The organism is Algoriphagus confluentis (assembly GCF_036245625.1).
Lineage (GTDB): Bacteria > Bacteroidota > Bacteroidia > Cytophagales > Cyclobacteriaceae > Algoriphagus > Algoriphagus confluentis.
In genome coordinates this window covers 39,680-62,342 of record NZ_BTPD01000010.1, presented here as the reverse complement: position 1 = coordinate 62,342, position 22,663 = coordinate 39,680, and the positions used below count along the sequence as shown (strand labels likewise).

At 44.3% G+C, this 22,663-nt stretch carries 20 protein-coding genes; 12 read left to right on the top strand and 8 right to left on the bottom strand.

Annotation, left to right across the window (positions count from 1 at the left end; genetic code table 11):
* Positions 1-24 precede the first annotated feature (24 nt).
* The 5 genes from AAA943_RS15630 (at position 25) to AAA943_RS15610 (ending at position 4,164) form a co-directional block, all read left to right on the top strand.
* Positions 25-1,185, top strand: coding sequence for a flavin-containing monooxygenase (locus AAA943_RS15630; protein ID WP_338225205.1), 1,161 nt, complete (start codon positions 25-27; stop codon positions 1,183-1,185).
* Positions 1,186-1,188: 3 nt separating this feature from the next.
* The gene (locus AAA943_RS15625; RefSeq protein ID WP_338225204.1) at positions 1,189-2,145 is read left to right on the top strand and encodes a sterol desaturase family protein; all 957 of its coding nucleotides are present in this window, start codon (positions 1,189-1,191) and stop codon (positions 2,143-2,145) included.
* Positions 2,126-2,782: a hypothetical protein gene (locus AAA943_RS15620; RefSeq protein WP_338225202.1), complete on the top strand. Its 657-nt coding sequence runs from the start codon at positions 2,126-2,128 to the stop codon at positions 2,780-2,782. Before AAA943_RS15625 ends, AAA943_RS15620 begins: the two co-directional genes overlap by 20 nt.
* 159 nt (positions 2,783-2,941) lie before the next feature.
* Positions 2,942-3,706 carry a DUF6090 family protein gene (locus AAA943_RS15615; RefSeq protein ID WP_338225201.1) on the top strand — a complete coding sequence of 255 codons (765 nt, stop codon included), beginning with the start codon at positions 2,942-2,944 and terminating at the stop codon, positions 3,704-3,706.
* Between the two features lie 104 nt (positions 3,707-3,810).
* On the top strand, positions 3,811-4,164 hold the full coding sequence (locus tag AAA943_RS15610) for a hypothetical protein (RefSeq protein ID WP_338225200.1): 354 nt from the start codon (positions 3,811-3,813) through the stop codon (positions 4,162-4,164).
* Positions 4,165-4,317: 153 nt separating this feature from the next.
* Here AAA943_RS15610 and AAA943_RS15605 read toward each other — a convergent pair whose 3' ends face one another.
* Positions 4,318-6,789 (bottom strand): S9 family peptidase, encoded by a 2,472-nt coding sequence (locus AAA943_RS15605; RefSeq protein WP_338225199.1) that lies wholly within the window; start codon positions 6,787-6,789, stop codon positions 4,318-4,320.
* Positions 6,790-7,035: 246 nt separating this feature from the next.
* On the opposite strand from AAA943_RS15605, the gene AAA943_RS15600 reads away from it, so the two are divergent.
* Both AAA943_RS15600 and AAA943_RS15595 read left to right on the top strand, forming a co-directional pair.
* Positions 7,036-7,911 carry a UDP-2,3-diacylglucosamine diphosphatase gene (locus AAA943_RS15600; RefSeq protein ID WP_338225198.1) on the top strand — a complete coding sequence of 292 codons (876 nt, stop codon included), beginning with the start codon at positions 7,036-7,038 and terminating at the stop codon, positions 7,909-7,911.
* Positions 7,911-9,044, top strand: coding sequence for a glycosyltransferase family protein (locus tag AAA943_RS15595; protein WP_338225197.1), 1,134 nt, complete (start codon positions 7,911-7,913; stop codon positions 9,042-9,044). The genes AAA943_RS15600 and AAA943_RS15595 overlap by 1 nt, the downstream gene beginning before the upstream one ends.
* Positions 9,045-9,048: 4 nt before the next feature.
* On the opposite strand, the gene AAA943_RS15590 is transcribed toward AAA943_RS15595, so the two are convergent.
* Both AAA943_RS15590 and AAA943_RS15585 read right to left on the bottom strand, forming a co-directional pair.
* Complete coding sequence (locus AAA943_RS15590; RefSeq protein WP_338225196.1) at positions 9,049-11,256, bottom strand: M56 family metallopeptidase; 2,208 nt, start codon at positions 11,254-11,256, stop codon at positions 9,049-9,051.
* Positions 11,256-11,762 (bottom strand): BlaI/MecI/CopY family transcriptional regulator, encoded by a 507-nt coding sequence (locus AAA943_RS15585; RefSeq protein ID WP_338225195.1) that lies wholly within the window; start codon positions 11,760-11,762, stop codon positions 11,256-11,258. Before AAA943_RS15585 ends, AAA943_RS15590 begins: the two co-directional genes overlap by 1 nt.
* Positions 11,763-11,917: 155 nt before the next feature.
* Here AAA943_RS15585 and AAA943_RS15580 point away from each other — a divergent pair, with 155 nt between their 5' ends.
* Both AAA943_RS15580 and AAA943_RS15575 read left to right on the top strand, forming a co-directional pair.
* Entirely contained in the window at positions 11,918-14,593 is a 2,676-nt protein-coding gene (locus tag AAA943_RS15580; protein WP_338225194.1) for an MGH1-like glycoside hydrolase domain-containing protein, read from the top strand.
* Positions 14,562-15,167: a ribonuclease HII gene (locus tag AAA943_RS15575; RefSeq protein WP_338225193.1), complete on the top strand. Its 606-nt coding sequence runs from the start codon at positions 14,562-14,564 to the stop codon at positions 15,165-15,167. The genes AAA943_RS15580 and AAA943_RS15575 overlap by 32 nt, the downstream gene beginning before the upstream one ends.
* 82 nt (positions 15,168-15,249) lie before the next feature.
* Here the strand turns inward: AAA943_RS15575 and AAA943_RS15570 are convergent, their stop codons facing one another.
* The 4 genes from AAA943_RS15570 to AAA943_RS15555 are packed head-to-tail and all read right to left on the bottom strand — an operon-like array spanning position 15,250 to position 18,529.
* Positions 15,250-15,684: a lipocalin family protein gene (locus AAA943_RS15570; RefSeq protein WP_338225192.1), complete on the bottom strand. Its 435-nt coding sequence runs from the start codon at positions 15,682-15,684 to the stop codon at positions 15,250-15,252.
* A 35-nt stretch (positions 15,685-15,719) separates the two neighbouring features.
* Complete coding sequence (locus AAA943_RS15565) at positions 15,720-17,108, bottom strand: NAD(P)(+) transhydrogenase (Re/Si-specific) subunit beta (RefSeq protein WP_338225191.1); 1,389 nt, start codon at positions 17,106-17,108, stop codon at positions 15,720-15,722.
* Entirely contained in the window at positions 17,105-17,392 is a 288-nt protein-coding gene (locus AAA943_RS15560; RefSeq protein WP_338225190.1) for an NAD(P) transhydrogenase subunit alpha part 2, read from the bottom strand. Before AAA943_RS15560 ends, AAA943_RS15565 begins: the two co-directional genes overlap by 4 nt.
* Before the next feature lie 12 nt (positions 17,393-17,404).
* Positions 17,405-18,529, bottom strand: a complete 1,125-nt coding sequence (locus AAA943_RS15555; protein ID WP_338225189.1) for a Re/Si-specific NAD(P)(+) transhydrogenase subunit alpha — start codon at positions 18,527-18,529, stop codon at positions 17,405-17,407.
* Between the two features lie 370 nt (positions 18,530-18,899).
* On the opposite strand from AAA943_RS15555, the gene AAA943_RS15550 reads away from it, so the two are divergent.
* Positions 18,900-20,366: a Gfo/Idh/MocA family protein gene (locus AAA943_RS15550; RefSeq protein WP_338225188.1), complete on the top strand. Its 1,467-nt coding sequence runs from the start codon at positions 18,900-18,902 to the stop codon at positions 20,364-20,366.
* 93 nt (positions 20,367-20,459) lie between these two features.
* On the opposite strand, the gene AAA943_RS15545 is transcribed toward AAA943_RS15550, so the two are convergent.
* Positions 20,460-21,209: a carboxypeptidase-like regulatory domain-containing protein gene (locus AAA943_RS15545; protein ID WP_338225187.1), complete on the bottom strand. Its 750-nt coding sequence runs from the start codon at positions 21,207-21,209 to the stop codon at positions 20,460-20,462.
* 140 nt (positions 21,210-21,349) lie between these two features.
* Between AAA943_RS15545 and AAA943_RS15540 the strand changes: the two genes are divergently transcribed.
* The gene (locus tag AAA943_RS15540) at positions 21,350-22,390 is read left to right on the top strand and encodes a zinc-dependent alcohol dehydrogenase family protein (RefSeq protein ID WP_338225186.1); all 1,041 of its coding nucleotides are present in this window, start codon (positions 21,350-21,352) and stop codon (positions 22,388-22,390) included.
* A gap of 24 nt (positions 22,391-22,414) precedes the next feature.
* Positions 22,415-22,609 (top strand): hypothetical protein, encoded by a 195-nt coding sequence (locus AAA943_RS15535; RefSeq protein WP_338225185.1) that lies wholly within the window; start codon positions 22,415-22,417, stop codon positions 22,607-22,609.
* Positions 22,610-22,663: the final 54 nt, after the last annotated feature.

Here is a 22,663-nt window from a genome sequence, read left to right as displayed (position 1 = left end):
TGAGATCAGAAATCTTTTGTAGAAATGACCGAAACAAATACATTAATCATCGGAGGAAGTTTTTCTGGCTTGGCTTGTGCTGCCTGTTTGGGAAAAAACAAAGTCAATTACCTCTTGATCGAGAAAGCAGATCAGATAGGAAATCCTTGGCGAAATCACTACGAAAGGCTTCATCTTCACACGCACAAGGCACTTTCACATCTTCCCCACCTGCCTTTTCCTTCCAAAACGGATAAATACCCCTCCCGGCAAGAAGTAGTGCAATACCTGGATGATTATTGTTGGGAAATGGGGATTTTTCCTAAGCTCAATACTGAAGCCCAAAGGATATACAAAGAAGGTGAACGATGGCTGGTCATCACCAATAAAGAGCCCATCGTTTGCGAAAACCTGATCCTGGCCTCAGGACCATTTGGTAAACCAAGAAAAGGGAATTGGAAAGGAGAGGAACAGTTTCAAGGTCCCATCCTTCATAGTAGTCAATATAAATCAGGCCGGGATTTTCGTGGAAAACGAATGCTTGTCGTTGGTTTTGGTAATTCAGCCTGCGAAATCGCCTTGGATCTTCACGAACAAGGTGCTTTTCCCAGCCTTTCGGTTCGTTCCGCAGTTAATGTTCTCCCAAGAGATATTTTGGGTATACCCGTCTTACAAATTGGAGTCTGGATGAGTAGCATTCCTCCCAAACTCGCTGACAAGCTCAATGCACCTTTGATTAAATTTTTGACAGGGGATATTGAAAAATTGGGACTAAAAAAGCTTCCCTATGGGCCCTTAGAGCAAATCACTACCCATCAGCAGGTGCCGCTCCTAGACTTAGGAACCTTAAAACTAATCCGGGATGGTAACTGTCCTGTCTTTGGAGAAATCAGCCATTTGGAACCTCATCAAGTGGTATTCAAAGATGGAAAAACGCTGGACGCGGATGGAATAATTGCCGCAATCGGCTATGAGAAGAATTATGGGCAACACTTGATGGATCTTACCAAAGAGCGAATCCAAGATTTGAGCCTTCCCATCCAAAAACAGCAATTTGCCGGAAAAGATGGGCTCTACTTTTGTGGATACTACATTTCTCCCACAGGACAGATTAGGGAGATTGCCTCTGATGCACAATGGATTGCACAGCAAATTTTAAAAGACCAAAAGAAAAAGAACCAAGTTGCATTAGCAAAAACTCAATAACCCATGATTGACATACTTGCAGGATATTGGGACGCTTTGGTCCAGCTGGTAGATACAGGTGAGGCAACTACCAAGCTTCTTTTACCCTTTTACCTTTCAGTTATTTTTATTGAGCGGTTAGGTTACTTTATTGGACATACTCGGTACAATGGAAAAGATGCATTTACCAGTTTGGCCATATCTGCCTTCAATACCCTAGTCGTTGGCACCTTGGTGGCAGGCTTTGTGTTTTTCACGGTTTATACTTGGATTTACGACCATTTCCGCCTTTGGGAAATGCCCTACAGTTGGTGGGGCTGGGTTTTGGTTTTCTTGATCCATGATCTTTTCTACTACACAGAGCATAGACTGGCTCATCGGGTGGGTTTGTTTTGGGCGTTTCACCATGTGCACCATAGTTCCAAGGAGTTCAATTTCACCACCGCAAGTCGAGGTTTCTTTTTGGATGGATTTCTCACTACGAGTTGGATTTACTACCTCACTCCTTTGTTTGGCGTGGATATCCTTCAATTTACAGTAATTGTGGTGTTGACTAACCTATTCGGAATTTTCAACCATACTCAACTGGTCAAAGATTTGGGATTTCTGGAATATGTCCTAGCTACGCCCAAAAATCACAGTGTCCATCATGCCAAAAATGTCAAATACCTAGACAAAAACTATGGACAGGTATTGATCCTTTGGGATATCCTTTTCGGAACTTTCCAAAAAGAAGACCCGAAAGAGAAACCCGTCTATGGTCTGACCAAAGATATCGACACCTTTAATCCAGTAAAGGTAGAAGTAGCCGGCGTGGCTTGGCTTTGGTCACAGATCAAATCTGCTGACAAATGGAAAGACAAATTAAATTATCTGATTCAGCCCCCCGGATGGAGCCATACCGGAGACCATCAGCGAGTCGAGGATATGATTCTGGAAAAACAACAAAAACCTCTCTCCCATGCCTTATCAGAAGTATAGAACCTTGATAGAAATCTTTTTCTTTTGGCTCCTTCCACTTACTGTACTTCCTTGGAGCTTGAGTCAATTGATCCCGATCTACAGTTTTGATTTGGCTTTATTTCTGGTTTTTTTCCCAGCCATCACCATGTATTGGGTAGTAGGCACTGGTGCAGGGTATTGCAAATTTTGGTATTTCACCACGAACTATTCACCCGCCGGAGTGATGCTCACGATCGGTCTGCTTTATGCTACAGTGGTGCATAGTTCTATTCCTTGGACCTTGCCCTACATGGAAAACAACCCCTTACTCTTTGTAGGTTTGACAGGACTGACTGTATCAGTTGGCGGAACATTTATAGATATATTCCTTTTAGGCTCGGGCCTCTTTTACCTCAAGTCCAAAAAATTCCCACGAGGCTCCAACCCAATTCGGCATGCACTAAGCTATGGTCCACTTTTCTTCGGGATCGTGGGAGTTTGGAATGCATTGGGCATACTATTGGGTAAGTGGCTGATGGAGTCAATTGATCAAAATCTAGTCGTAACCCTGACTATACTCCCTTTCTTGTTTGCCTTGCCCTTTATGGTCTTTTTCTTGTTTAGGTTAAGAAAAATAAACCTGATGAAGATTGCTAGTACAACCTCTTCTTCCTAGTCGCACCTAGCCCAAATTCTTATTGGAAAAAACAAAACTTCTATTTCCTATTCTCCAGAAAATCGGAGGAAGAAACAGAAACTCTAGTTTTTTCAGTTCTTTTTTCAGGCTTTTTTAGCGGAATGCCCTAGGTTAGTCATCCAGAACCGACTGATTTTTATGAGTAGACTGTTCCGAAAATTCAGAAAAGAGATCATCGCCAAGGGGAAAATCCAAAAATATCTCCTGTATGCTTTGGGGGAAGTGATCCTTCTGGTCATCGGGATTATGATTGCCTTGGCGATCAACAACAACAATCTCAAAAATCAAAACAGAGTCAAAGAACAGGTGTATCTCAAAGGTTTGAAGGAGGATTTTCAGATCAGTCGGGCAAAACTCCAAGAGCTGATCAAAGTCAACCGAAACAATCTGGAAAGTGCCAAGAAGATCTTTCAGGCAGGTCCCAAAGCCCCTAATCTGGAAGAAAAGCAGTTTTCCCTGTGGGTTTTTGAAGCGTTGGCCTTTGAGATTTCATTCAGTCCAAACAACTCACTCCTGATGGAAATGGTCAGTTCAGGAAGCCTAAAAGATCTATCCAACCCGGACCTGAGAAAGGCTTTGACGGATTGGTTGGCCACCTTGGAGGATATCCAGAAACAGGAATTGGAACTAAGCCTTCAACGGGAGAATGTAGTCAGTATTTTTGACCAAGAAGGCTACAGTATCAGAAAAGTCTTCGAAGATGTCGAGGTGACTCAGGGTTTGGGAATTCCAAAAGGGGATTTTGAAGGGAGCAATTTGGGTATTTTGGAATCAGTTTCCTTCGAAAATCGACTCCTGACCTTCATCCTTACCACTCAGGCCACGGAAGAGGCTCACTACCTCCCTCTAATGGAAAAGCTGGAATTTATTTTAGGATTGATTGAAAAAGAAATTAAAGGCTAGATAAAAAAAAGGAAAGAAAAAGAAAAATAAGGACTTGACAAGGTTAGCAAAACTAAATATATTTTATTACGTATTGTATTCTATACCACCAAATTGCACCTGTCATGAAAATCATTACAAGCTTTTTTGTTATTTTTTTAGGAACCCTAGGATGGACTTTTGCTCAAGAAAAAATAGACACCCTCAATAAATCCCAAAAAGACACCCTTTTGTACAATTGGAAATTCAACCCTGAATTCAAGACTGATTCCTCTCAGAAGGGAAGGATACTTCTTGACAGTGGGTTTACATTTTTGCCCAAAAGCCTTAACCCCGGCGGAACGATCGATTTAACACCCAACCCTAAATTCAGAGTGGGAATGCCTACCTACAAATTACCCGATCCCCAAAGCCGAATGCCCATCAAAACCTTTGACAACTCGGTAAATTATACGATTCTGATCAAGGAATATAACTAAGTTCACTTCATCCATAAGCACAAAAAAGCCCGATTTCCTCTCGAAACCGGGCTTTTTTCATTTAGATCGGCATGTTTTAGCCCACAGTTGGCGTAGATTACCACAGGTAAACTATCGTATACTGTACCGGTACCTGCCTATTGCAAACGGCTACTAATCCTTCGGCTTATCTCGCTGCATCTCAATCATATCCACTGGAGGTGGAGTATTGTCTCCCAAAAGGTGACGGACAAAGTAGTCTCCCATTTTCCAGAAGAAATACTCCGTCATATCACCGTAGCCGTGTCTTTGGCCAGGCAAAATCACAAATTCAAACCGCTTACCGGCTTTGATCAGGGCATCTGCCATTCGGATGGTTCCTGCCGGGTGCACATTGTTGTCCACATCTCCACTGCTGAGCATCAAGTGACCTTTTAGATTTTTTGCCAAATCCGGGTTCTTCTCGATTTGATAGACGAATGTCGTGTCTCCTTTCGGAGTGATGACCTCTTTCACTCCGTGGTGCTTTTCAGACCACCAACGGTTGTATATATTGTTTTCATGGTTCCCTGCGGAGGAAACCGCCACTTTGAATACATCCGGGTAAACAAGCATTGCCGCCGTGGACATAAAACCACCTCCAGAATGTCCGTGAATTCCCACGCGGTTGCGGTCAATGAAAGAGTGACGGTCTGCCAATTGATCCACTGCTGCTTTTTTATCCGCCAAGCCATAGTCTCTCAAGTCTCCATAGCCATAGTTATGATACCACTTTGATCTGGCAGGATGACCGCCTCGATTACCCAAAGTCACCACCACGAATCCAAATTGAGCCAATCGATCAGTTCGGTCCATCCCTCTTCCAAAAGACTTATTCACCGCCTCAGTCTGAGGACCTGGGTAGACATATTGTACCAATGGATATTTTCGGGTAGAGTCGAAGTCAAAAGGCTTATACATGACCCCATACAAATCGGTGATTCCATCGTCTGCTTTAAACTTAAATGGCTCTGGGAATTGATAGCCTGCAGCAAATAGCTGACTCAAGTCTGCTGTCTCCAAATCCATCACTTTCGCTCCATTTCGGTCCATCAGAACAGAGACAGGAGTAGTATTCACTCGGGAATAGTTGCTTACAAAGAAGGACGCATTGTCATTGATTTCGATGCTATGGTTAAAATTCCCTGAGTTTAGCAAGCTGACATTTCCTCCATCCATGGATACACTGTACAGGTGCTCGTAGTAGGGGTCTTCTCCTTTTTCTCTTCCATTGGCTACAAAGTAGACTCGACGATTTCGTGCATCCACTCGTGCTATTCCTCCCACATGATAAGGGCCTGAGGTCAATTGTCTTTTCAGAGAGCCGCTTTTATCATACAGATAAAGATGACCCCAACCGTCTCTCTCAGACCACCAGACCAGCTCATTTCCCAGGATCTCAATCTTTTCAAAATCGATATAGGTATTGCTTCTTTCCTCGATGACCACTTCTTTTTGGCCGGTGGCAAGGTTCCAACGAACCACATCCACCCGCTTCAGGTCTCTACTCGTGATGGCAAAATAGAATTCATCCAGATCTCCCAACCAAGTAGCCGGACGGAAATCATCATCTCTAGTATTGGCAGGAGGTGTGGTTGACCAAAGGCTGACGGTTTGATCCTTGAAAGTGGAAATCGGCAATTTCTTCAGCTCTTTGGAATCAAAGGAAAAATGCAGCAGTTCAGTTTGGGGCTGCTCCTTTTCTCCGGGCATGGCGTATTTGTAGGTCTCCAAAGTCGGTCTTGGATCCCGGATATTGTGAATGACCCACAGGTCTTTGACTTGACGCTGATCGGTTCTAGTCAAGATAAACTGCTTGGAATCCGTACTCCAAAGCACACCTACCCGCTTACGGTCATCCTTTTTCTTTTCTTCTTCCACATTGTCATCTCCACGGCCACCCCAGCCGTATTCGTAGTCTTTTTCCCCATCGGTGGTCAATTGATTTTCCACAAGGGTCGAATCTTTTTCATCTTTTACTGCCTTTAGGAAGTTTTCCTTGTCCATCCAGTAGAGGTTGAAGTTTTTGGCATAAACTACCTTGGATGAATCCGGAGCTATATTGGCCCAGGAAAGCCGCTTAGGATCTTTTTCGGTTTCGATCTCCGTCAAGGTTTGGGAACCAATATTGAAAAGAAAAGTATGAACCTTCTTCTCCATGGAGTCCTTTGCGTTTTTGTTTTTTTCCTTGATTTCAGCCCAGTCGGACTTCAAGACATCTGCGGTGGACTTTACCTTAAATCGGATGGTATTTTCATCCTCCATCAGTTTCAGATCATCCAACTTTAGATGCTGACCATCAAAGGGATCTTTTACTGCTTTGGTGATTTCAGCGGCCAGTTTATCCCGATCAAAAAGCTCTGTTTTGGTTTTGCGGACAGGATCTACCACGTACCATCGCTTGCCTTCCGTGGTTTCGTACTCATACCAAAAGCGGTCGGATTTCTTCATCCAGTGGGGATCTACACTGGTCGAAAAGATCATTTTTTTTAACTTTTCAGGAGAAAAACGAGCGGCGAGCTCATAATTTCCGGAGTAATTCTCCTCTTGGGCATATCCGGACACAGAGGCCAGAATCAAGCCCATCACTAGTATAATTTTCCTCATTTGAGTTTATTTTTCTTGTTTGCGAAGCTAAAAACCAAGGAAAAAAAGGGCATTACCGCTTATAATATTTTCGGAATTGCCAGACAAAAGAATAGCCCAAACTACTCCATCTCTTTTACCCAACTTCTCAATCCCTTAACCTTTAATTCATTTCCGCCAAAGAATATTCGGAAATCAAAACAAATACTTAACAACCTAAACATATTGGATTGATATGCTCAGTGTAGTTTTGAAAAAACCAAGAATGTGAAAACTCACTTCAAAACCATTGTCATTTCTGACGTCCACCTAGGAACTAAAGGAGCCAAAGCAAAGGAAATAGCCCGCTTTCTCAAGCAGTACCGCTGCGACAATCTGATCCTCAATGGGGACATTATCGATGGCTGGCAACTCAAAAAATCAGGCAGCTGGAAGCGAAAACACACCCGCTTCTTCAATCGAGTCCTGAAAATGATAGAAAATCATCATACCCAAGTCTATTACCTCCGGGGAAATCACGATGACTTCCTTGATCAGATTCTACCGCTTCAAATCGGTAATTTGCGTATTCAAACAGACCTGATTTATGAGAGCAATGGCAAGAAATATTTCATCACTCACGGGGATGTTTTTGACAGCATCACTACCCATCTCCGGTGGATCGCCTATCTAGGAGACATGGGTTACACTTTTCTTCTTTGGCTCAACCGGGTAGTCAACCACTACCGGTTCAAGCGGGGTTTGCCTTATTTTTCCCTTTCCCGCTATGTCAAGTCCAAGGTAAAGTCGGCCGTTTCCTACATCGATCAATATGAAACCGAGTTGGCAAAAATGGCTAGAGCCAAAGGCTGTGACGGAATCATCTGCGGACATATTCATCAGCCGGAAAACCGGATGATTGACGGCATTCATTACCTCAATTCCGGAGATTGGGTCGAAACTATGAGTGCTTTGGCAGAGGATCACGAAGGCAACTGGCAGTTGATTTATTACAATGAAATCGACTTTAAGCAATTGCAAACAACTGAGCTATCCAAACGCAACAAGGAAGACGACCTGCCTGAAAATGACTTCCTGCCAATGAAAAGGGTAGCTTTTGATAGACCTGGAGAGGATTTGAATCCACCATCATTCAGATTGTGATGAAATTTCTTTTTATCGTACAAGGCGAAGGCCGCGGGCATATGACTCAGGCGATTGCCTTTGCCCGCTTACTTCGTGACCAAGGGCACGAGTTGCTCGGTGTTTTGGTTGGGAAAAGCCATCGTCGCAGCATTCCGGATTTTTTTATACGGGAGATTCAGGCCCCGATTACCCTGTTGGAAAGTCCCAACTTCGAAGCAGATGGAGCTGATAAAAAAATCCTGTTGGGAAAAACGATCCGGAAAAACCTGGCAAAAGCTCCTGTTTTTTGGAAAAGCCTCTGGCAAATTGACCGACAAGTCAATGATCTGAATCCGGACGTGATTCTGAACTTTTATGACCTTTTGGGTGGCCTATATTCCCTTTTGTTCCGGCCAAAAGCAGCCTATTGGGTGATCGGCCATCAATATCTTTCCGGACATCCTGAATTTATTTTTGCTCCGGGGAGAGCTTGGGAGCGCATCCTTTTTCGATTGAATACACAAATCACTGCCTGTGGTGCAGATGAGGTTTTAGCCCTCTCCTTTTTACCAAAAACCCCAAAGAACAAGATAAGAATCCTGCCTCCGCTTCTGAGAAAAGAAATCAAAGACTTGGTGGTCCGGCAAGAGGATTTTTTCCTTGCCTATATGGTCAATGTGGGATATGGAGAAGAGGTGAAAGAATTTGCCGGAAAATATCCTCACCTCAAGATTAAGGCCTATTGGGATAAAAAAGATGCCCAAGAAGTCGAATACCCACTCCCCAATTTAACCTTTTACCAGGTCAACGACCGGACATTTTTGGAAGACATGGCCGCCTGCCGCGGACTAGTTTGCACTGCTGGATTTGAATCAGTTTGCGAAGCTATGTACTTGGAAAAACCCGTGATGATGATTCCCGTGGCAGGTCAGTACGAACAGGCCTGTAATGCCTTGGATGCTGAAGCCTCCAGAGCAGGTATTGCAGCTCGGAGTTTTGATTTTGCACTTTTGGAAAAGGCAGAAAAAAAGGATGCCGAAGCATCCTTGATTTATCAGGAATGGGTGGATTCCTGGCCTGAACATTTTTGGGAAATGGTAGAACAAGCTGGTGTAAGACAGTCAGTTTCTGCCAATTCCAATGAAATGCAAGGTAATCCCGCGTTTGGGTGAATTCTTAACACGCCATACTTCGCCTCTCTTCCTCAGTCAAATCCTCTATTTTTTTGTAGATAGTGATTCCATTCTTCTCGGTTTTAAAAAATGGAAAATTTACCCGTTGTACCTGAGTTCTTTCAATTGGGCTAAGAAGTGAAAAACGTGTTCTTAGATCCTGAAAGTCTTTTTCCAGATCGATGATTTCCTGATCAGTCCATTTGGAAAACAGTTGGTTTTCATAGGCTTTGGTCTGATATTCCCCGTAAAGTTTGATATACATTTTCAAGGCCTCACTTTTGTATAATGGAGCATTTACCATCGAAAAGGGAATCGAATTGGGATCCGAAGAGACTTCAGCCATTGCTTTTCCTTTTGATTCTTTTTGGGAGGAAGATGGATCAAGAGGCAATGGTTTTACCAGTCTCTTTTGCCTGTTGGCAGGTGTCTGGTTGTAAATGGCATTCAATTCTTGGTATAAACTTTCCAATTCTGCCTTTACTTGAGGGGAATCCGCGTTTCCGTCCGACTTAAGCTTCTCGTATCTGGCGTTTTTCTGCAAGTAGGCGGTGACAGGATCCGGATATCGAGACAAATCCTTAAATGAAGTCAAATTGCGTTGTGTGAGCGTGATGGTGTCCTGATTGGTTAGAGGCTGAAACATCTCCGAGGATGGCCCCAACTTTTGATCAAAGTAGGCCTCTTTGTAGAGACTTACCTGAAATGGCTGAGGGTATTTTTCAGAACGGGCATTCGGAAAAACACGAGATTGGAAGGCCCAAACGAAATCTTCAGGCTTATAGGAATCCAAAACAGAATTTTCCACCGGTTTTCCATCTATCCAAAGGGCTACCTCTTCCTTATTTTTCCAGGACTCAAAAGCTTGGGGATCTGGGGTTTTCTTCTCTGTGTGCTTAGGAAGCAGCAAACCTTCTTTTTCTTTAGTAGAAAGTGCGGAATAGCTCTTTTGGGTGTATTCCATATCCTCGCTTTCGATCATGAAGACAGCGTCGCGATACTTTTTCTCTCTTTGGGTTTCTTGCTCGTCTACTGACTTGGGAAGTGCGGCCTGCTGATAGCTTAATTTTCGGATCGATTGACCTCTAAGTAAATCTTGGATTTCAGCCAGATCGCCCATTTGCACACCAGGATCTGCAAAAAGTTCGACAAGAATATCTTGCCCTTCGATCTCCGAAAGATAGGTCAATAGCTGCTCTTTGCTCACCGATTTCCCCTCAAAAAGAATTTCACCAGATTCTTTCAAGCTAAGTAAAACCTTCTTTTCCTTATCCGAAGAAAGACTAGTTGCTTCAATACCCTTGGAAAAAACAGGGGTATTTACAAACACTTTCTCAGCAAATACTGTTACGACCACCCCAAGAAAGACCACCAAACTGGCCAATTTAAGGACTTGAATTCCGGGTTTTGGTGTTTTCTTCATCATGGTAAATCGTTTTTTGGTGAGGGAAAAATTTAGATCGGTGCCAAGAGTAAATCTGTTTTGCCCGGAAAGAACGGAGACTAGCAGAAATTGATAATCCTGAACCGACGTGCTTTTGACCACCTCTTGGTCAGCAATAAATTCATGGTTGAGCCGAATGGATTGTAGAGCGAAATGCAAGCCTGGATGAAACCAGAATGGAATCAGCAAAACCTCCAACAGGAGAATATCCCAGCTGTGTTTTTCCCGAACGTGACACTGCTCATGGAGGAAAACCGCTTCGGGAATCCCTTCATTTTCATAGGTGGATTTGGAAAAAAAGATATAACTCAGAAAGGAAAAGGGAGAAATTTCTCGATCCAACAAAACCAGCGTCTCCTCCTTGTAAATCACCCGAATATTCCGCCGAATCTGGTCCCAAATGATTCGAATGTTTCGAAGAAAACGAATCAGGAATATCAAAACACCTGAGAGATAAACTGTCCAAGCTATGGCTGTCCAGGGAATTTCAGCTTTGGAGGTGGAGGCGACAGGGGCCATTTCAGTCAAAGTTGGAGTTGTCAGAAAATCTTTGGAATAGCTTTCGCCAGAAAAGACAACTTCAGAAACAGGCGGTAAGGGTACCTCTTTTTCTATTTCAAAAGTGATCAGAGGAATAAGAAAAGACCCCAGGACTGATGCCAAAAGATAGAATCGATTGAAGCGATGAAGTACCTCCTGCTGCAGAAACAATCGGTGAAAAAGTAGCAACAAAAGCAGGCAAAGGACGGATTTGAGCAGATATTCCATTATTTCTTGCGGTGGAGTTGGTCATCAATCAGAGACTTGAGCTCCTCAAGCTGAGCCTCAGTCAGTGGAGTTTGCGCTGCAAAAAAGGAAGCAAACTGGGCTGGAGAATCATTGAAAAAATTCTTGATCAGGCCTTGAAGGTGTTTGCCAAAATAAGATTCCTTCGAAACTAGAGGGAAATATAGTCTGGCTTTCCCCTCAGTCTGATAGTCCACAAAATTTTTATCCTGCATGCGCTTCAGCAAAGTGGAAACGGTAGTAGCAGCAGGCTTGGGTTCAGGATAAGCCTCGATCAGCTCTTTCAAATAAGCTTTCTTCTGTTCCCACAAGTAATTCATTAATTCTTCTTCAGCTTTGGACAGCATAATTTCTCTTTTTATTTCTACAAATGTAGAAGAGAATTTGAATTCTACAAATGTAGAAGAAAAAAATCCTTCATTTTTGAGAAATTTCAATCCCAACTCGGAACAGGTCTGGAAACCGATTTCCAAGGAATCTTCTGACATCTTTCCGGGGAATCTTTTGACATCCACTTAAAAACCAAGGGGATTTCAGGCAAAAAAGAGTGAAAAAAATCAGGGATGAATTGAACACAATCCTGCATTTTCGGCTTAAATACCCAGAAATTGATAATTTCGAATCTTGCTCAAGGAGAACCTACATGTCAGCTGAACATATACGATTACAAGAAGATAAGGACCGCAAAAAGCATTGGAAAAAATGGGGGCCTTACCTCACTGAACGCCAATGGGGAACAGTGCGGGAAGATTACAGTCCCGATGGGGCCGCGTGGGAAAATGTGACCCATGACGATGCCCGCAGCAAAGCCTACCGATGGGGGGAAGAGGGAATAGCGGGGATTTCAGATCACAAGCAGAAGCTTTGTTTGGCTTGGGCGTTTTGGAATGGAAAAGACCCGTTCATCAAAGAGCGGCTATTCGGTCTGACTGGAAATCAAGGCAACCATGGTGAGGATGTAAAGGAAATCTATTACTACCTTGACTCTACTCCTTCCCATAGCTACATGAAGATGCTGTACAAGTATCCTCAGGCTGAATTTCCCTACAAAAAGCTGATCGATGAAAACAGAAAAGCAGGAAAGCTTAAAACCGAATATGAGCTGATCGACACCGGTATCTTTGATGAGGACCGCTACTTTGACATTTTCATCGAATACGCAAAAAATGATGTCGAAGACCTGGTAGCTGTAGCCACTATTCATAATCGGGGACCTGAGGATGCAGAGATATGGGTGATGCCTACCATCTGGTTTAGAAAAACCTGGTTTACCGGACATGAACCCTTCATGCCCAATATCAGCAAACTGAATGATCACTCGATCAAGGCCTTTAGCCCCAAATCAGGTAACTACATCTTTTCTTTTTGCGGAAATCAGGAGTTGGCCTTCTGTGACAATGAAACCAACCGGCAGCGTCTCTATGGTATTCCCAACGAAAGAAAATTCCCCAAAGACGCCATCAACGATTACCTGATTTCAGGTGATGCTGCTTTTTTAAACCCACAAAACAAGGGAACCAAAGCAGCAGCCATTTATAAGCTCAGCATTCCAGCGGGAGGACAAAAGCATGTAAAGATGCGTATGCAGCATCAAATCGAAGAAAATCCATTGGACTCTTGCGAACAAACCCTCGACGAAAGAAGAAAGGAAGCAGAAGACTTCTATGGTATGATTCAAGACCGGGTTTCAGATCCTGAACACCGGCTGATTCAGCGACAGGCTTTTGCAGGGTTGATGTGGTCCAAGCAGTTTTACTATTACGATGTCAACCGATGGCTGGAAGGAGACCCGGGACGTTATCAGCCCCCAGCCCAGAGAAAAAAGGGACGAAACAACCACTGGAGACACCTTCAAAACTACGATATCATCTCCATGCCTGATAAGTGGGAGTACCCTTGGTACGCGGCTTGGGATTTGGCCTTCCATTGTATTCCCATTGCAAGAATCGATCCTGAATTTGCCAAAAACCAGCTCTTGCTTCTGCTCAACGAGTGGTATATGCACCCCAACGGGCAAATTCCTGCTTATGAGTGGAACTTCTCCGACGTCAATCCTCCCGTGCATGCCTATGCAGTACAGCGAGTCTACCAGATTGACAAAAAGATGAATAATGGGAAAGGGGATCAGGAGTTTTTGGAGCGGGCTATGCACAAGCTGATGCTCAACTTCACTTGGTGGGTCAACCGAAAAGACAGCGAAGGCAATAATATCTTTGAAGGGGGCTTCCTGGGACTGGACAACATTTCCCTTTTTGACCGTAACCATGCCCAATACTATCAAGGAAAACTTGAGCAAGCAGACGGCACGAGCTGGATGGCTATGTTTTCCCTGAATATGCTGAGAATCGCTCTTGATCTCTGCGAATTCAACAAAGTGTATCAGTTCAGTGCGACCAAGTTTCTCGAGCATTTCCTGTATATCGCAGGAGCGATGAATAACATTTCCTCCGAACACATCTCCTTATGGGATGATGAGGACAATTTTTTCTACGATGTCTTCCACTATCAGGGAAAAGAACCCAAAAAGCTTAAAGTAAGGTCGATTGTGGGTCTTATCCCCTTATTTGCTGTCGAACCCATCCGGGAAGATTTATTCGACAACTTGCCGGAGTTCAAAAAGAGATTGGACTTTTTCCTCAGTGAAAAGCCCAAATTAGCAGCCTTGGTATCGAGCTGGATCCAACCGGGCTACGATAAGCGAAGGCTTTTTTCACTCTTGCGAGGCCATCGGATGAAAAGCGTACTTTACCGAATGCTGGACTCCGACGAATTCCTCAGCGAGTTTGGAATACGATCGCTATCAAAATTCCATGAGAAAAATCCCTACACGATGAAAATCAACGGGGATGTGCTTTCCATCGAATTTACCCCAGGAGAATCCACCACCCGAATGTTTGGTGGAAATTCCAACTGGAGAGGGCCGATCTGGTTTCCGATCAATTACCTCATCATCGAGTCGCTGAAGAAGTTTGACTTTTACTATGGTGGAGATTTCTCTATAGAGTATCCTACCGGATCTGGAAACTTTCTGACCATTGACCTCATCGCCAAGGAGCTTTCCAATCGATGCATCCGCCTTTTTACCAAGGACCAAAAAGGCAATAGACCTGTATTTGGGGACAATAAGAAATTTCAGGAAGATCCGTATTTCAAGGACTACATTCTCTTTTATGAGTATTTTCATGGAGACAGCGGTCGTGGCATGGGTGCTTCCCATCAGACTGGTTGGACTGCCTTGGTCGCCGAGATGATTCACAAAATCCACAAACCCAGCAAAGTTCATCAAAGTGTCTCCACTACTCCCCTATTTAGAAGCTAATCGACTGGAAGCAGGCTGTGATGAAGTAGGCAGAGGATGTTTGGCAGGTCCTGTGGTAGCGGCTGCGGTGATTCTTCCGGTAGATTACTCCAATCCCTGGATCAATGATTCCAAGAAGCTCAGCAAATCCAATCGAGAGGAACTTATAGAGGAGATCAAGGACAGAGCTTTGGCTTGGGCTATAGCAGAGGCAAGTGTGGAAGAAATCGATCAGATCAATATCCTGAATGCCTCCTTTTTGGCGATGAAAAGAGCCGTTCTTCAGCTGTCTGTCCAGCCGGAGCATTTACTAATCGATGGCAATCGCTGGAAGTCTGACCTGAAACTCCCCTACACCTGTGTGATCAAAGGCGATGGGAAATTTGCCGCTATTGCCGCAGCATCTATTCTGGCCAAAGTGTACCGAGATGATCTGATGGAAAATCTGGCCGAGGAATATCCCCACTTTGCTTGGGAGACCAATGTCGGATATCCTACTCAGGCCCACCGGGATGGGATTGAAAAATTCGGGCCTACGATCTGGCATCGCAAGAGCTTTCAGCTACTCAAGAATCAGTTGGATTTGGGGATTTAATTTATATCTGCTCCATGATTCCAATAAAAAACCTCCGAAGATTCTTCGGAGGTTTTGGTTTATGTAAGGGTGATTGGGTATTCTATTTTATTCGCTCAAATACCAACTTTCCAGAACGGGAAGTGGCACTGATGGGGAGTAGAACCATTTTTTTAGGAGAAAGTTCTACAATTTTCGCAAGCCGATCCTCATCCTCATCGTGAATGATCAGCATATTTTCATCCTTCAGTTCGATCTTGGCTTCCTTCTGTACTACCGTCTGATTGACAAAATCAATGTATTTCAGCACGTCTTTTTCTTCGAATTGGTATACGGTATTTTCAAGCCTAAACTTAATCCTTGCGTCCATATTGGCTCTCTGCGTGGGAGTAGCATTCTGATATTCAGGAGAATGGACAATCTTTTCGATCCCATCAAAATACGTCAGTTGCCAAGTTCCTACCAGTTCGCTATACTGAACCTGATTCCAAAAGAAGAATAAAGGCAGGAGAATAGAGGTGATTAAAGAAAGATTCATGCTGGCTAATCGGCAATAATTTTGCCAAATATTTTCTAGCTCATTTCTTTCATCTCACCCACCACTTTGGTAAGGGTCTGCTTGGCATCCCCGAAGAGCATCAGACAGTTGGGATAGCCGAAAAGTTCATTTTCGATCCCCGCATATCCCTTACCCATGCTTCGCTTGGACACGATTACGGTACGGGCCTTATCTGCATTTAGGATTGGCATTCCATAAATCGGGCTTTGAGGATTAGTGCGGGCAGCTGGGTTGACCACATCATTAGCCCCAACTACTAACACGATGTCTGTATTCGTAAAGTCGTCATTGATTGATTCCATCTCGATCAGCTTGTCATAGCTAATATTGGCTTCAGCCAGAAGCACATTCATATGGCCGGGCATACGTCCTGCCACAGGATGTATCGCAAATCGGAAATCTATGTTTCGCTTTTCACATTGCTCCATGAGCTCTCGCATCACATGCTGCGCTTGTGCCACAGCCATGCCATAGCCGGGAACTACGATCACAGAGGATGCCGAATCAAAAAGCATAGCTGATTCCTCTACTCCAATCTCTTTGATGACAATAGATGGTCCATCTTGAGCTCCGGCAGAGGTGGTCTGACCAAAACCTCCCAAAAGCACATTCATCAGTGAACGGTTCATGGCTTTACACATGATTTGGGTCAAAATTATTCCTGAGGCACCGACCAAAGAACCTGCTACGATCAGTACATTATTGTTCAGAATGAAGCCTGTAGCGCAGGCAGCCATCCCCGAATACGAATTGAGCAAGGAAATAACCACAGGCATATCCGCACCGCCAATCGGAATCACAATCAATACCCCGACAAGCAAAGCAATTGCAACCAAAATGGTGATGTAAATAGGTTCGATTTGGAAAAGATAGGTCATCACAGCCACGCCCAAGAAAGTCAGAAGCAGAAGTAAATTCAACAAATGCTGTCCTTTAAAAGTGATTGGCTGACCCGAAACTTTGCCATTCAGCTTCAACCAAGCCACTACAGAACCGGTAAACGTGACTCCGCCAATCAAGACGGAGGCAATGATACTGACTGAGTTGACCGTGTCGATCTCCACTCCTTGTATTTGGGTTTTGAAAAAATGATCAGAGAGTGCCACACCTAGAGAGGCCATTCCTCCAAAACCGTTGAAAAGTGCAACCATCTCTGGAATTTGGGTCATTTCTACCTTCTTGGCGTAATAAAGACCAATAGCTCCACCCACAAGCATGCAGGCAAACATCTCCACGAAGCTGAGAATCTCAAGGGTGGTCAGGGTTGCAACTATTGCAATGAGCATACCGACCGCAGAAAGCATATTTCCACGTCTTGCATCCTTGGTTTTACCCAAAAACTTGATCCCCAATACAAAAAGAACCGAGGCGATCAGATAGGCGATTTGGACAATATTGCTCATTTCTTCTTAAACATTTTTAGCATCCGATCTGTAACCGCATAGCCTCCGACCACATTGATCGTGGCTAAGACCAAGGCAAACATGCCCAACCACTTACTCAGAGTAGTAAACCCCATCTCACTGGTAGCAATCAGGGCTCCTACTATGGTAATTCCGGAAATGGCATTGGAACCGGACATCAATGGAGTGTGTAAAGTGGGCGGCACTTTGGATATCAATTCAAACCCAAGAAAACTGGCCAAAACCAGCACATAAATCAGGATAATCAATGCTTCTGCATTCATAGCTATTCGGATTTAAAGGTTGAGAATGCTTTTGGTGAAAGGATGAACCAATTCTCCAGCTTTGGTGATCAATACTCCTTTGGCAATTTCCTCTTCCGACTCGTAGATAAAACCAGAGGAATTGGCCAGGTGAAGTAAAAGAGTGCTGATATTGGTAGCGTAAAGCTGACTGGCATTGACAGGAAGCAGGGAAGGAAGATTGGATTCTCCGACCAAAGTCACTCCATGCTTGACCACGGTTTGGTTTTTCTCCGAAAGCTCACAATTACCCCCTGATTCCACAGCCATATCCACGATCACCGATCCGGTCTTCATGGATTTGACCATTTCCTCGGTCACCAAAATCGGAGACTTTTTACCCATCACGAGCGCAGTAGTAATAACCAGGTCGGCGTCTTTGATTTTCTCCCGGATCAATTGCTGCTGCTTTTCCAGATATTCTTTGGAAACTTCTTTGGCATAGCCTCCTTCCACTTTGACCCCTTCAGCTCCTTCCACGGTGAGAAATCTGCCCCCTAAAGACTCCACCTGTTCTTTGGTTTCCGGTCTCACATCGGTACATTCCACGATGGCACCCAGTCTTTTGGCCGTAGCAATAGCCTGCAATCCCGCTACTCCTGCGCCAAAAATAAGAACCTTGGCAGGAGTGATAGTACCCGAAGCGGTCATCATCAGTGGGAAAATCTTACCCAGGTGATTGGCCCCCAGCAAAACGGCCTTATACCCCGCCAAATTGGCCTGGGAAGAAAGTGCATCCATTTTTTGCGCTCTGGAAATCCTGGGAACGGCGTCCATGGAAAAGGATAGAATTTGCTTTTCTTTGAATGCCTTTACCAGTTCTGCCTGCTGATAAGCATACAAAAAGGAGATACAAGCTGCCCCTTTGCGCATTTCTGCAACTTCTTCTAAGGTGAAGGCATTGACCTTGAGAAACACATCAGCAGAAAAAACTTCCTTTTTGGGCACTACCTGAGCACCGGCAGCTTCAAAATCTGCATCCAGAAAGTAGGAAGATTCCCCTGCTCCGGATTCGATGATGACTTTAAATTCCTTTTTGATCAGCAGCTTCACCACATCCGGACTGAGGGCTACCCGCTTCTCAAATTCTTTGGTTTCTTTGAGAACTCCGATTTTCATTGTTGGAGAGGATACAGGGTCTATCGAAATAATTTGTTACTAAATCTCTTCGAAAGTAATTTTTTATGGGGTATATCTTCTTGCCTGCAGGGAAAAATTGAAGAATTATTTACGAAATCGATCTTGGATTGTATTTTTTTCAAAAAAGCCCCTAGACAGAAAAACAAGATTCTGTTCAAAAAATCCCTTCTTCATATTTACTCTTAGGGAATGAGGGATCCCCTGTAGGCGATTTTGTTTTCAAAAAAATACGTTTTCCATCTCTTTAGACCCAAAGATTATCCTTTCATCATTCTTTTGAATAGGATTTCTAGAAGATGCCATAATTTTCTACTTTACTGATCCGAATAACCGATAACTCTATCAAACCATGAAAAAAACTGACCCCTCCTCTACTGGGCAATCCAGAAGGGAATTTATCAAAAATGCAGCGATCGCATCCTCTTTTTTTATTGTCCCTAGGCATGTATTGGGAGGAGTAGGATTCACTGCACCATCCGATCAGCTCAATTTGGCAGCTATTGGGGCAGGCGGAAAAGGCCGAAGTGATATTTTGAATGCCTCTGTCAATGGCAGAGAGCGTGTGGTAGCACTTTGTGATGTGGATTTTTCCGGCACGGCAAAAGATTCCGTAAAAAGCTTTCCCAACGCCAAGCTTTATGCTGACTACCGCAAAATGCTCGAAGAGCAGAAGGACATCGATGCCGTGACCATCTCCACCCCTGACCATGTGCATGGTCCGGCAGCTAAATTCTGCATGGAGCGTGGCAAGCATGTCTATGTGCAAAAACCCATGACCCACAACATTCGGGAAGCGCGAATGCTCACCCAAATGGCCCGAGACCAAAAAGTAGTTACCCAAATGGGAAATCAGGGAGCTTCCAATCCCCTGATGGATATGATCCGTGGCTGGATGAATGAGGACAAAATCGGTAAAGTATCCAAAGTACAAATCTGGACCAACCGTCCCGTATGGCCACAGGGAGGACCTTTCCCCAAAGCAGATTCAGGAAGCAAGCCAAGCGAACTCGAGTGGGATCTTTGGCTCGGTCCGGCACCCGAAATTCCGTTTACCCCTAACCTCCACCCATTCAACTGGAGAGGCTGGTGGGATTATGGCACAGGCGCCTTGGGAGACGTAGGATGTCACTTGATGGATATTCCTTTCCGCATGTTGGGCTTGAACTACCCAACTGATGCGGAATGCTCCGTGGGTTCTGTGTATTCCCAAATGTGGACCGCTGACTATAATCCGGAAGGATGCCCTGCCTCCTCTTTCATCACCCTACACTATGGCCCGACGGCAAAAAATCCGGTGCCTCTGGAAATGACCTGGATGGACGGGGGAATCCGACCTTCCCATCCGGATATCATACCACCGGATCATGACTTAGGTGGTGCCAACTCTGCCAACGGAGTAATGATGATCGGTGAGAAAGGAATTATCACTCATAATATCAATGACAGTTCTCCTTTGATGCCCAAGCTGTATCTCTATGACGGTACTCAGGAATTTGGTCCCGATCGGATCGAAGGCACCGAGCCGGAATATGGACATCAGCGCAAATGGGTGGATGCCTGCAAAGCTGGATTTGGTTCGGAAGAACACAAGGCCTTAACCTCCTCCTTTGACTATGCGGGACCGATGACCGAGACTGTGCTGATGGGTAACTTGGCTATACGAAGCTATATGCTGAGAAGAAAAAATGCTCAGGGAAGAGACGAGTTCTTTGGAAGAAGAAAGCTGCTTTGGGATGGAGAAAATATGCGAATCACCAACCTGGAAGAAGCCAATCAGTTTGTTGGCAGAACCTACAGAAAAGGGTTTGAAGTTTAGTTCAGTTGGCGGTTGTTAGTTTTGAGTGATCAGTCACAGTAAACAGACAAGAACAACAATACTAAAACCGTGGGTGGAAACATTCACGGTTTTTTAGTTTTTTTCCAATAGAATCAATTCCGATGAAACGGGGTTGAGGTTGGGAAAAACTACCCGACCGTTTTCTACATACAGATTTTCATGGTAGGAATTACCATAGACTTTTAGATAAGCTTTCCCGGTTTGCGGATGAAGTAAACTTTCATAGACAGCGTCCGGCAAAAACACAACCAAAAGGTTGGAATTACTGGAATACTTAAATGAATAATCAAAATCCCGCTCGGAAAAGTTGGGATTGGTGGTAGAAACGAGGAAAGAGAAATATCTTTCTCGGCTAATACTCCCTCCCGGATTTCCTTCCACAGAGAAACGATACCCGCCCACTACCTTCTCGACATTTACATTCTGAATCTTGGTGGTAGATTTTTCGCCTAACAAAAAATGGGGGATTTTTGAATTAACTATTTCGGGAAGGTGCTCAAATTTATCTCCGTCGTCTTCTCCCAAATACCTAAAAGTTCCATACCCCTCTTTTTCATAAACCACAGCATAACTCCCAAAAGGAACATTTTTCAATTCAAATCTTCCAAATTGATCCGAAAAGGTAAAAATTAAAGGATCAGTACCTTCCAAAGAAATTCTCATCCCGGCAGAGGAGGCTTTTTGAGTGGTCCCTTCGTCAAATAAGGCTAAAGAACCCGAAATCGAACCTTTTTCAGCTCCAACAGGAGGGAATTCATAGGAATCACAGGAACTAAGCAACCATCCAAAAAAAACAATCCCAAAAATCAACACCTTTTTCATAATCCTATGCTTATTCAACTAATTTAAATGTAGTCGATTGAGTTTTTGTTTCCTAAACCTGATGGAAATTTTTCGACCTTTCAAAAATTCGACTTGTGCTCATTCTGGAATTTTTTTCAACTTTCAGAAATCAAAAATTGATGAAAGCTCTTCTGTTCGAATCCTTCCAAAAACAACCCGCCATCACCCAAGTCCCCGATCCAATCGCACCCGAAAACGGAGTAGTCTTGGAAGTCAAAGCCACCGGAATATGCCGGAGTGATTGGCATGGATGGATGGGCCACGATTCCGATATCTTACTTCCCCATGTGCCCGGGCATGAGTTTGCCGGAGTGATTCGTGAAGTGGGAAAAGGGGTGAAAAACTGGAAAGTCGGTGATCGGGTGACCGTCCCCTTTGTCTGTGCATGCGGTACCTGCCAGACCTGCCAAAGCGGGAATCAGCAGATCTGCGATGACCAATTCCAGCCTGGATTTACCCATTGGGGTTCCTTTGCTGAGTATGTGTCTGTTTATCGAGCCGAAACAAATCTAATCCGGTTGCCTGAAACCGTAAGTTTCGAAGCAGCTGCCAGTTTGGGGTGCAGATTTGCCACTTCCTATCGAGGAATAGTGGCTCAGGGAAAAGTCACAGGCGGGCAGTGGGTGGCTGTACATGGCAGCGGAGGAGTCGGACTTTCGGCCATTATGATCGCTTCGGCATTAGGTGCGCAGGTCATCGCGGTGGATATTTCTGAAGAAAAACTGGCCCTTGCCAAAGCATCAGGGGCAAATTATCTCTTGAATGCGAAAACTGAAGCTGATATTCCCGCAGCTATTCTTGAATTGACCCAAGGAGGCGCCCACGTAAGCATGGATGCTTTGGGAAGTAAAATCACCTGTTTCAATTCGGTTTCTTGTCTTCGAAAAAGAGGGAAGCACATTCAAGTCGGACTGATGGCAGGCTCAGAGACCAACCCTCCCATACCCATGCATTTGGTCATTGCCAAAGAACTGGAAATCCTCGGAAGTCATGGAATGCAAGCCCATGCTTACCCCGAAATGATGCAAATGATCCATGTAGGAAAACTTTCTCCTGAAACACTCATCGGAAGGCGAATTTCCTTAAATGAAGCTGTACAGGCCCTGATGCATATGGACAGCTTCTCCGAAACGGGCATGACTATGATCACTTCTTTTTAACCAAAAAATCAAAAAACCAAGGAAATGAAATCAAAAACCCGATGGTTTGTCCAGTCTGTATCAGGACTATTGCTTACTGGAGCTGGACTTTGCTTGACCGTGGATGCAGGTTTTGCCCGGTATTCGGGCGAAGAATGGTTTTGGTATGGAACCTTCGCTCTGATTGTATTTCAAGCAGGACTCTGTTTGGTGATAGACGGTGTCCGGTTCCGGAAATAAAGAATTAAGCGAATCTTAAGATGAATGGCAGGAAAAAGCGGATAAATAGCACGA

Coding starts and splice junctions, on each gene's coding strand:
- AAA943_RS15630 (WP_338225205.1), top strand. CDS start 25: ATGACCGAAACAAATACATTAATCATCGGAGGAAGTTTTTCTGGCTTG.
- AAA943_RS15625 (WP_338225204.1), top strand. CDS start 1,189: ATGATTGACATACTTGCAGGATATTGGGACGCTTTGGTCCAGCTGGTA.
- AAA943_RS15620 (WP_338225202.1), top strand. CDS start 2,126: ATGCCTTATCAGAAGTATAGAACCTTGATAGAAATCTTTTTCTTTTGG.
- AAA943_RS15615 (WP_338225201.1), top strand. CDS start 2,942: ATGAGTAGACTGTTCCGAAAATTCAGAAAAGAGATCATCGCCAAGGGG.
- AAA943_RS15610 (WP_338225200.1), top strand. CDS start 3,811: ATGAAAATCATTACAAGCTTTTTTGTTATTTTTTTAGGAACCCTAGGA.
- AAA943_RS15605 (WP_338225199.1), bottom strand. CDS start 6,789: ATGAGGAAAATTATACTAGTGATGGGCTTGATTCTGGCCTCTGTGTCC.
- AAA943_RS15595 (WP_338225197.1), top strand. CDS start 7,911: ATGAAATTTCTTTTTATCGTACAAGGCGAAGGCCGCGGGCATATGACT.
- AAA943_RS15590 (WP_338225196.1), bottom strand. CDS start 11,256: ATGGAATATCTGCTCAAATCCGTCCTTTGCCTGCTTTTGTTGCTACTT.
- AAA943_RS15585 (WP_338225195.1), bottom strand. CDS start 11,762: ATGTCAGAAGATTCCTTGGAAATCGGTTTCCAGACCTGTTCCGAGTTG.
- AAA943_RS15580 (WP_338225194.1), top strand. CDS start 11,918: ATGTCAGCTGAACATATACGATTACAAGAAGATAAGGACCGCAAAAAG.
- AAA943_RS15570 (WP_338225192.1), bottom strand. CDS start 15,684: ATGAATCTTTCTTTAATCACCTCTATTCTCCTGCCTTTATTCTTCTTT.
- AAA943_RS15565 (WP_338225191.1), bottom strand. CDS start 17,108: ATGAGCAATATTGTCCAAATCGCCTATCTGATCGCCTCGGTTCTTTTT.
- AAA943_RS15560 (WP_338225190.1), bottom strand. CDS start 17,392: ATGAATGCAGAAGCATTGATTATCCTGATTTATGTGCTGGTTTTGGCC.
- AAA943_RS15555 (WP_338225189.1), bottom strand. CDS start 18,529: ATGAAAATCGGAGTTCTCAAAGAAACCAAAGAATTTGAGAAGCGGGTA.
- AAA943_RS15550 (WP_338225188.1), top strand. CDS start 18,900: ATGAAAAAAACTGACCCCTCCTCTACTGGGCAATCCAGAAGGGAATTT.
- AAA943_RS15545 (WP_338225187.1), bottom strand. CDS start 21,209: ATGAAAAAGGTGTTGATTTTTGGGATTGTTTTTTTTGGATGGTTGCTT.
- AAA943_RS15540 (WP_338225186.1), top strand. CDS start 21,350: ATGAAAGCTCTTCTGTTCGAATCCTTCCAAAAACAACCCGCCATCACC.
- AAA943_RS15535 (WP_338225185.1), top strand. CDS start 22,415: ATGAAATCAAAAACCCGATGGTTTGTCCAGTCTGTATCAGGACTATTG.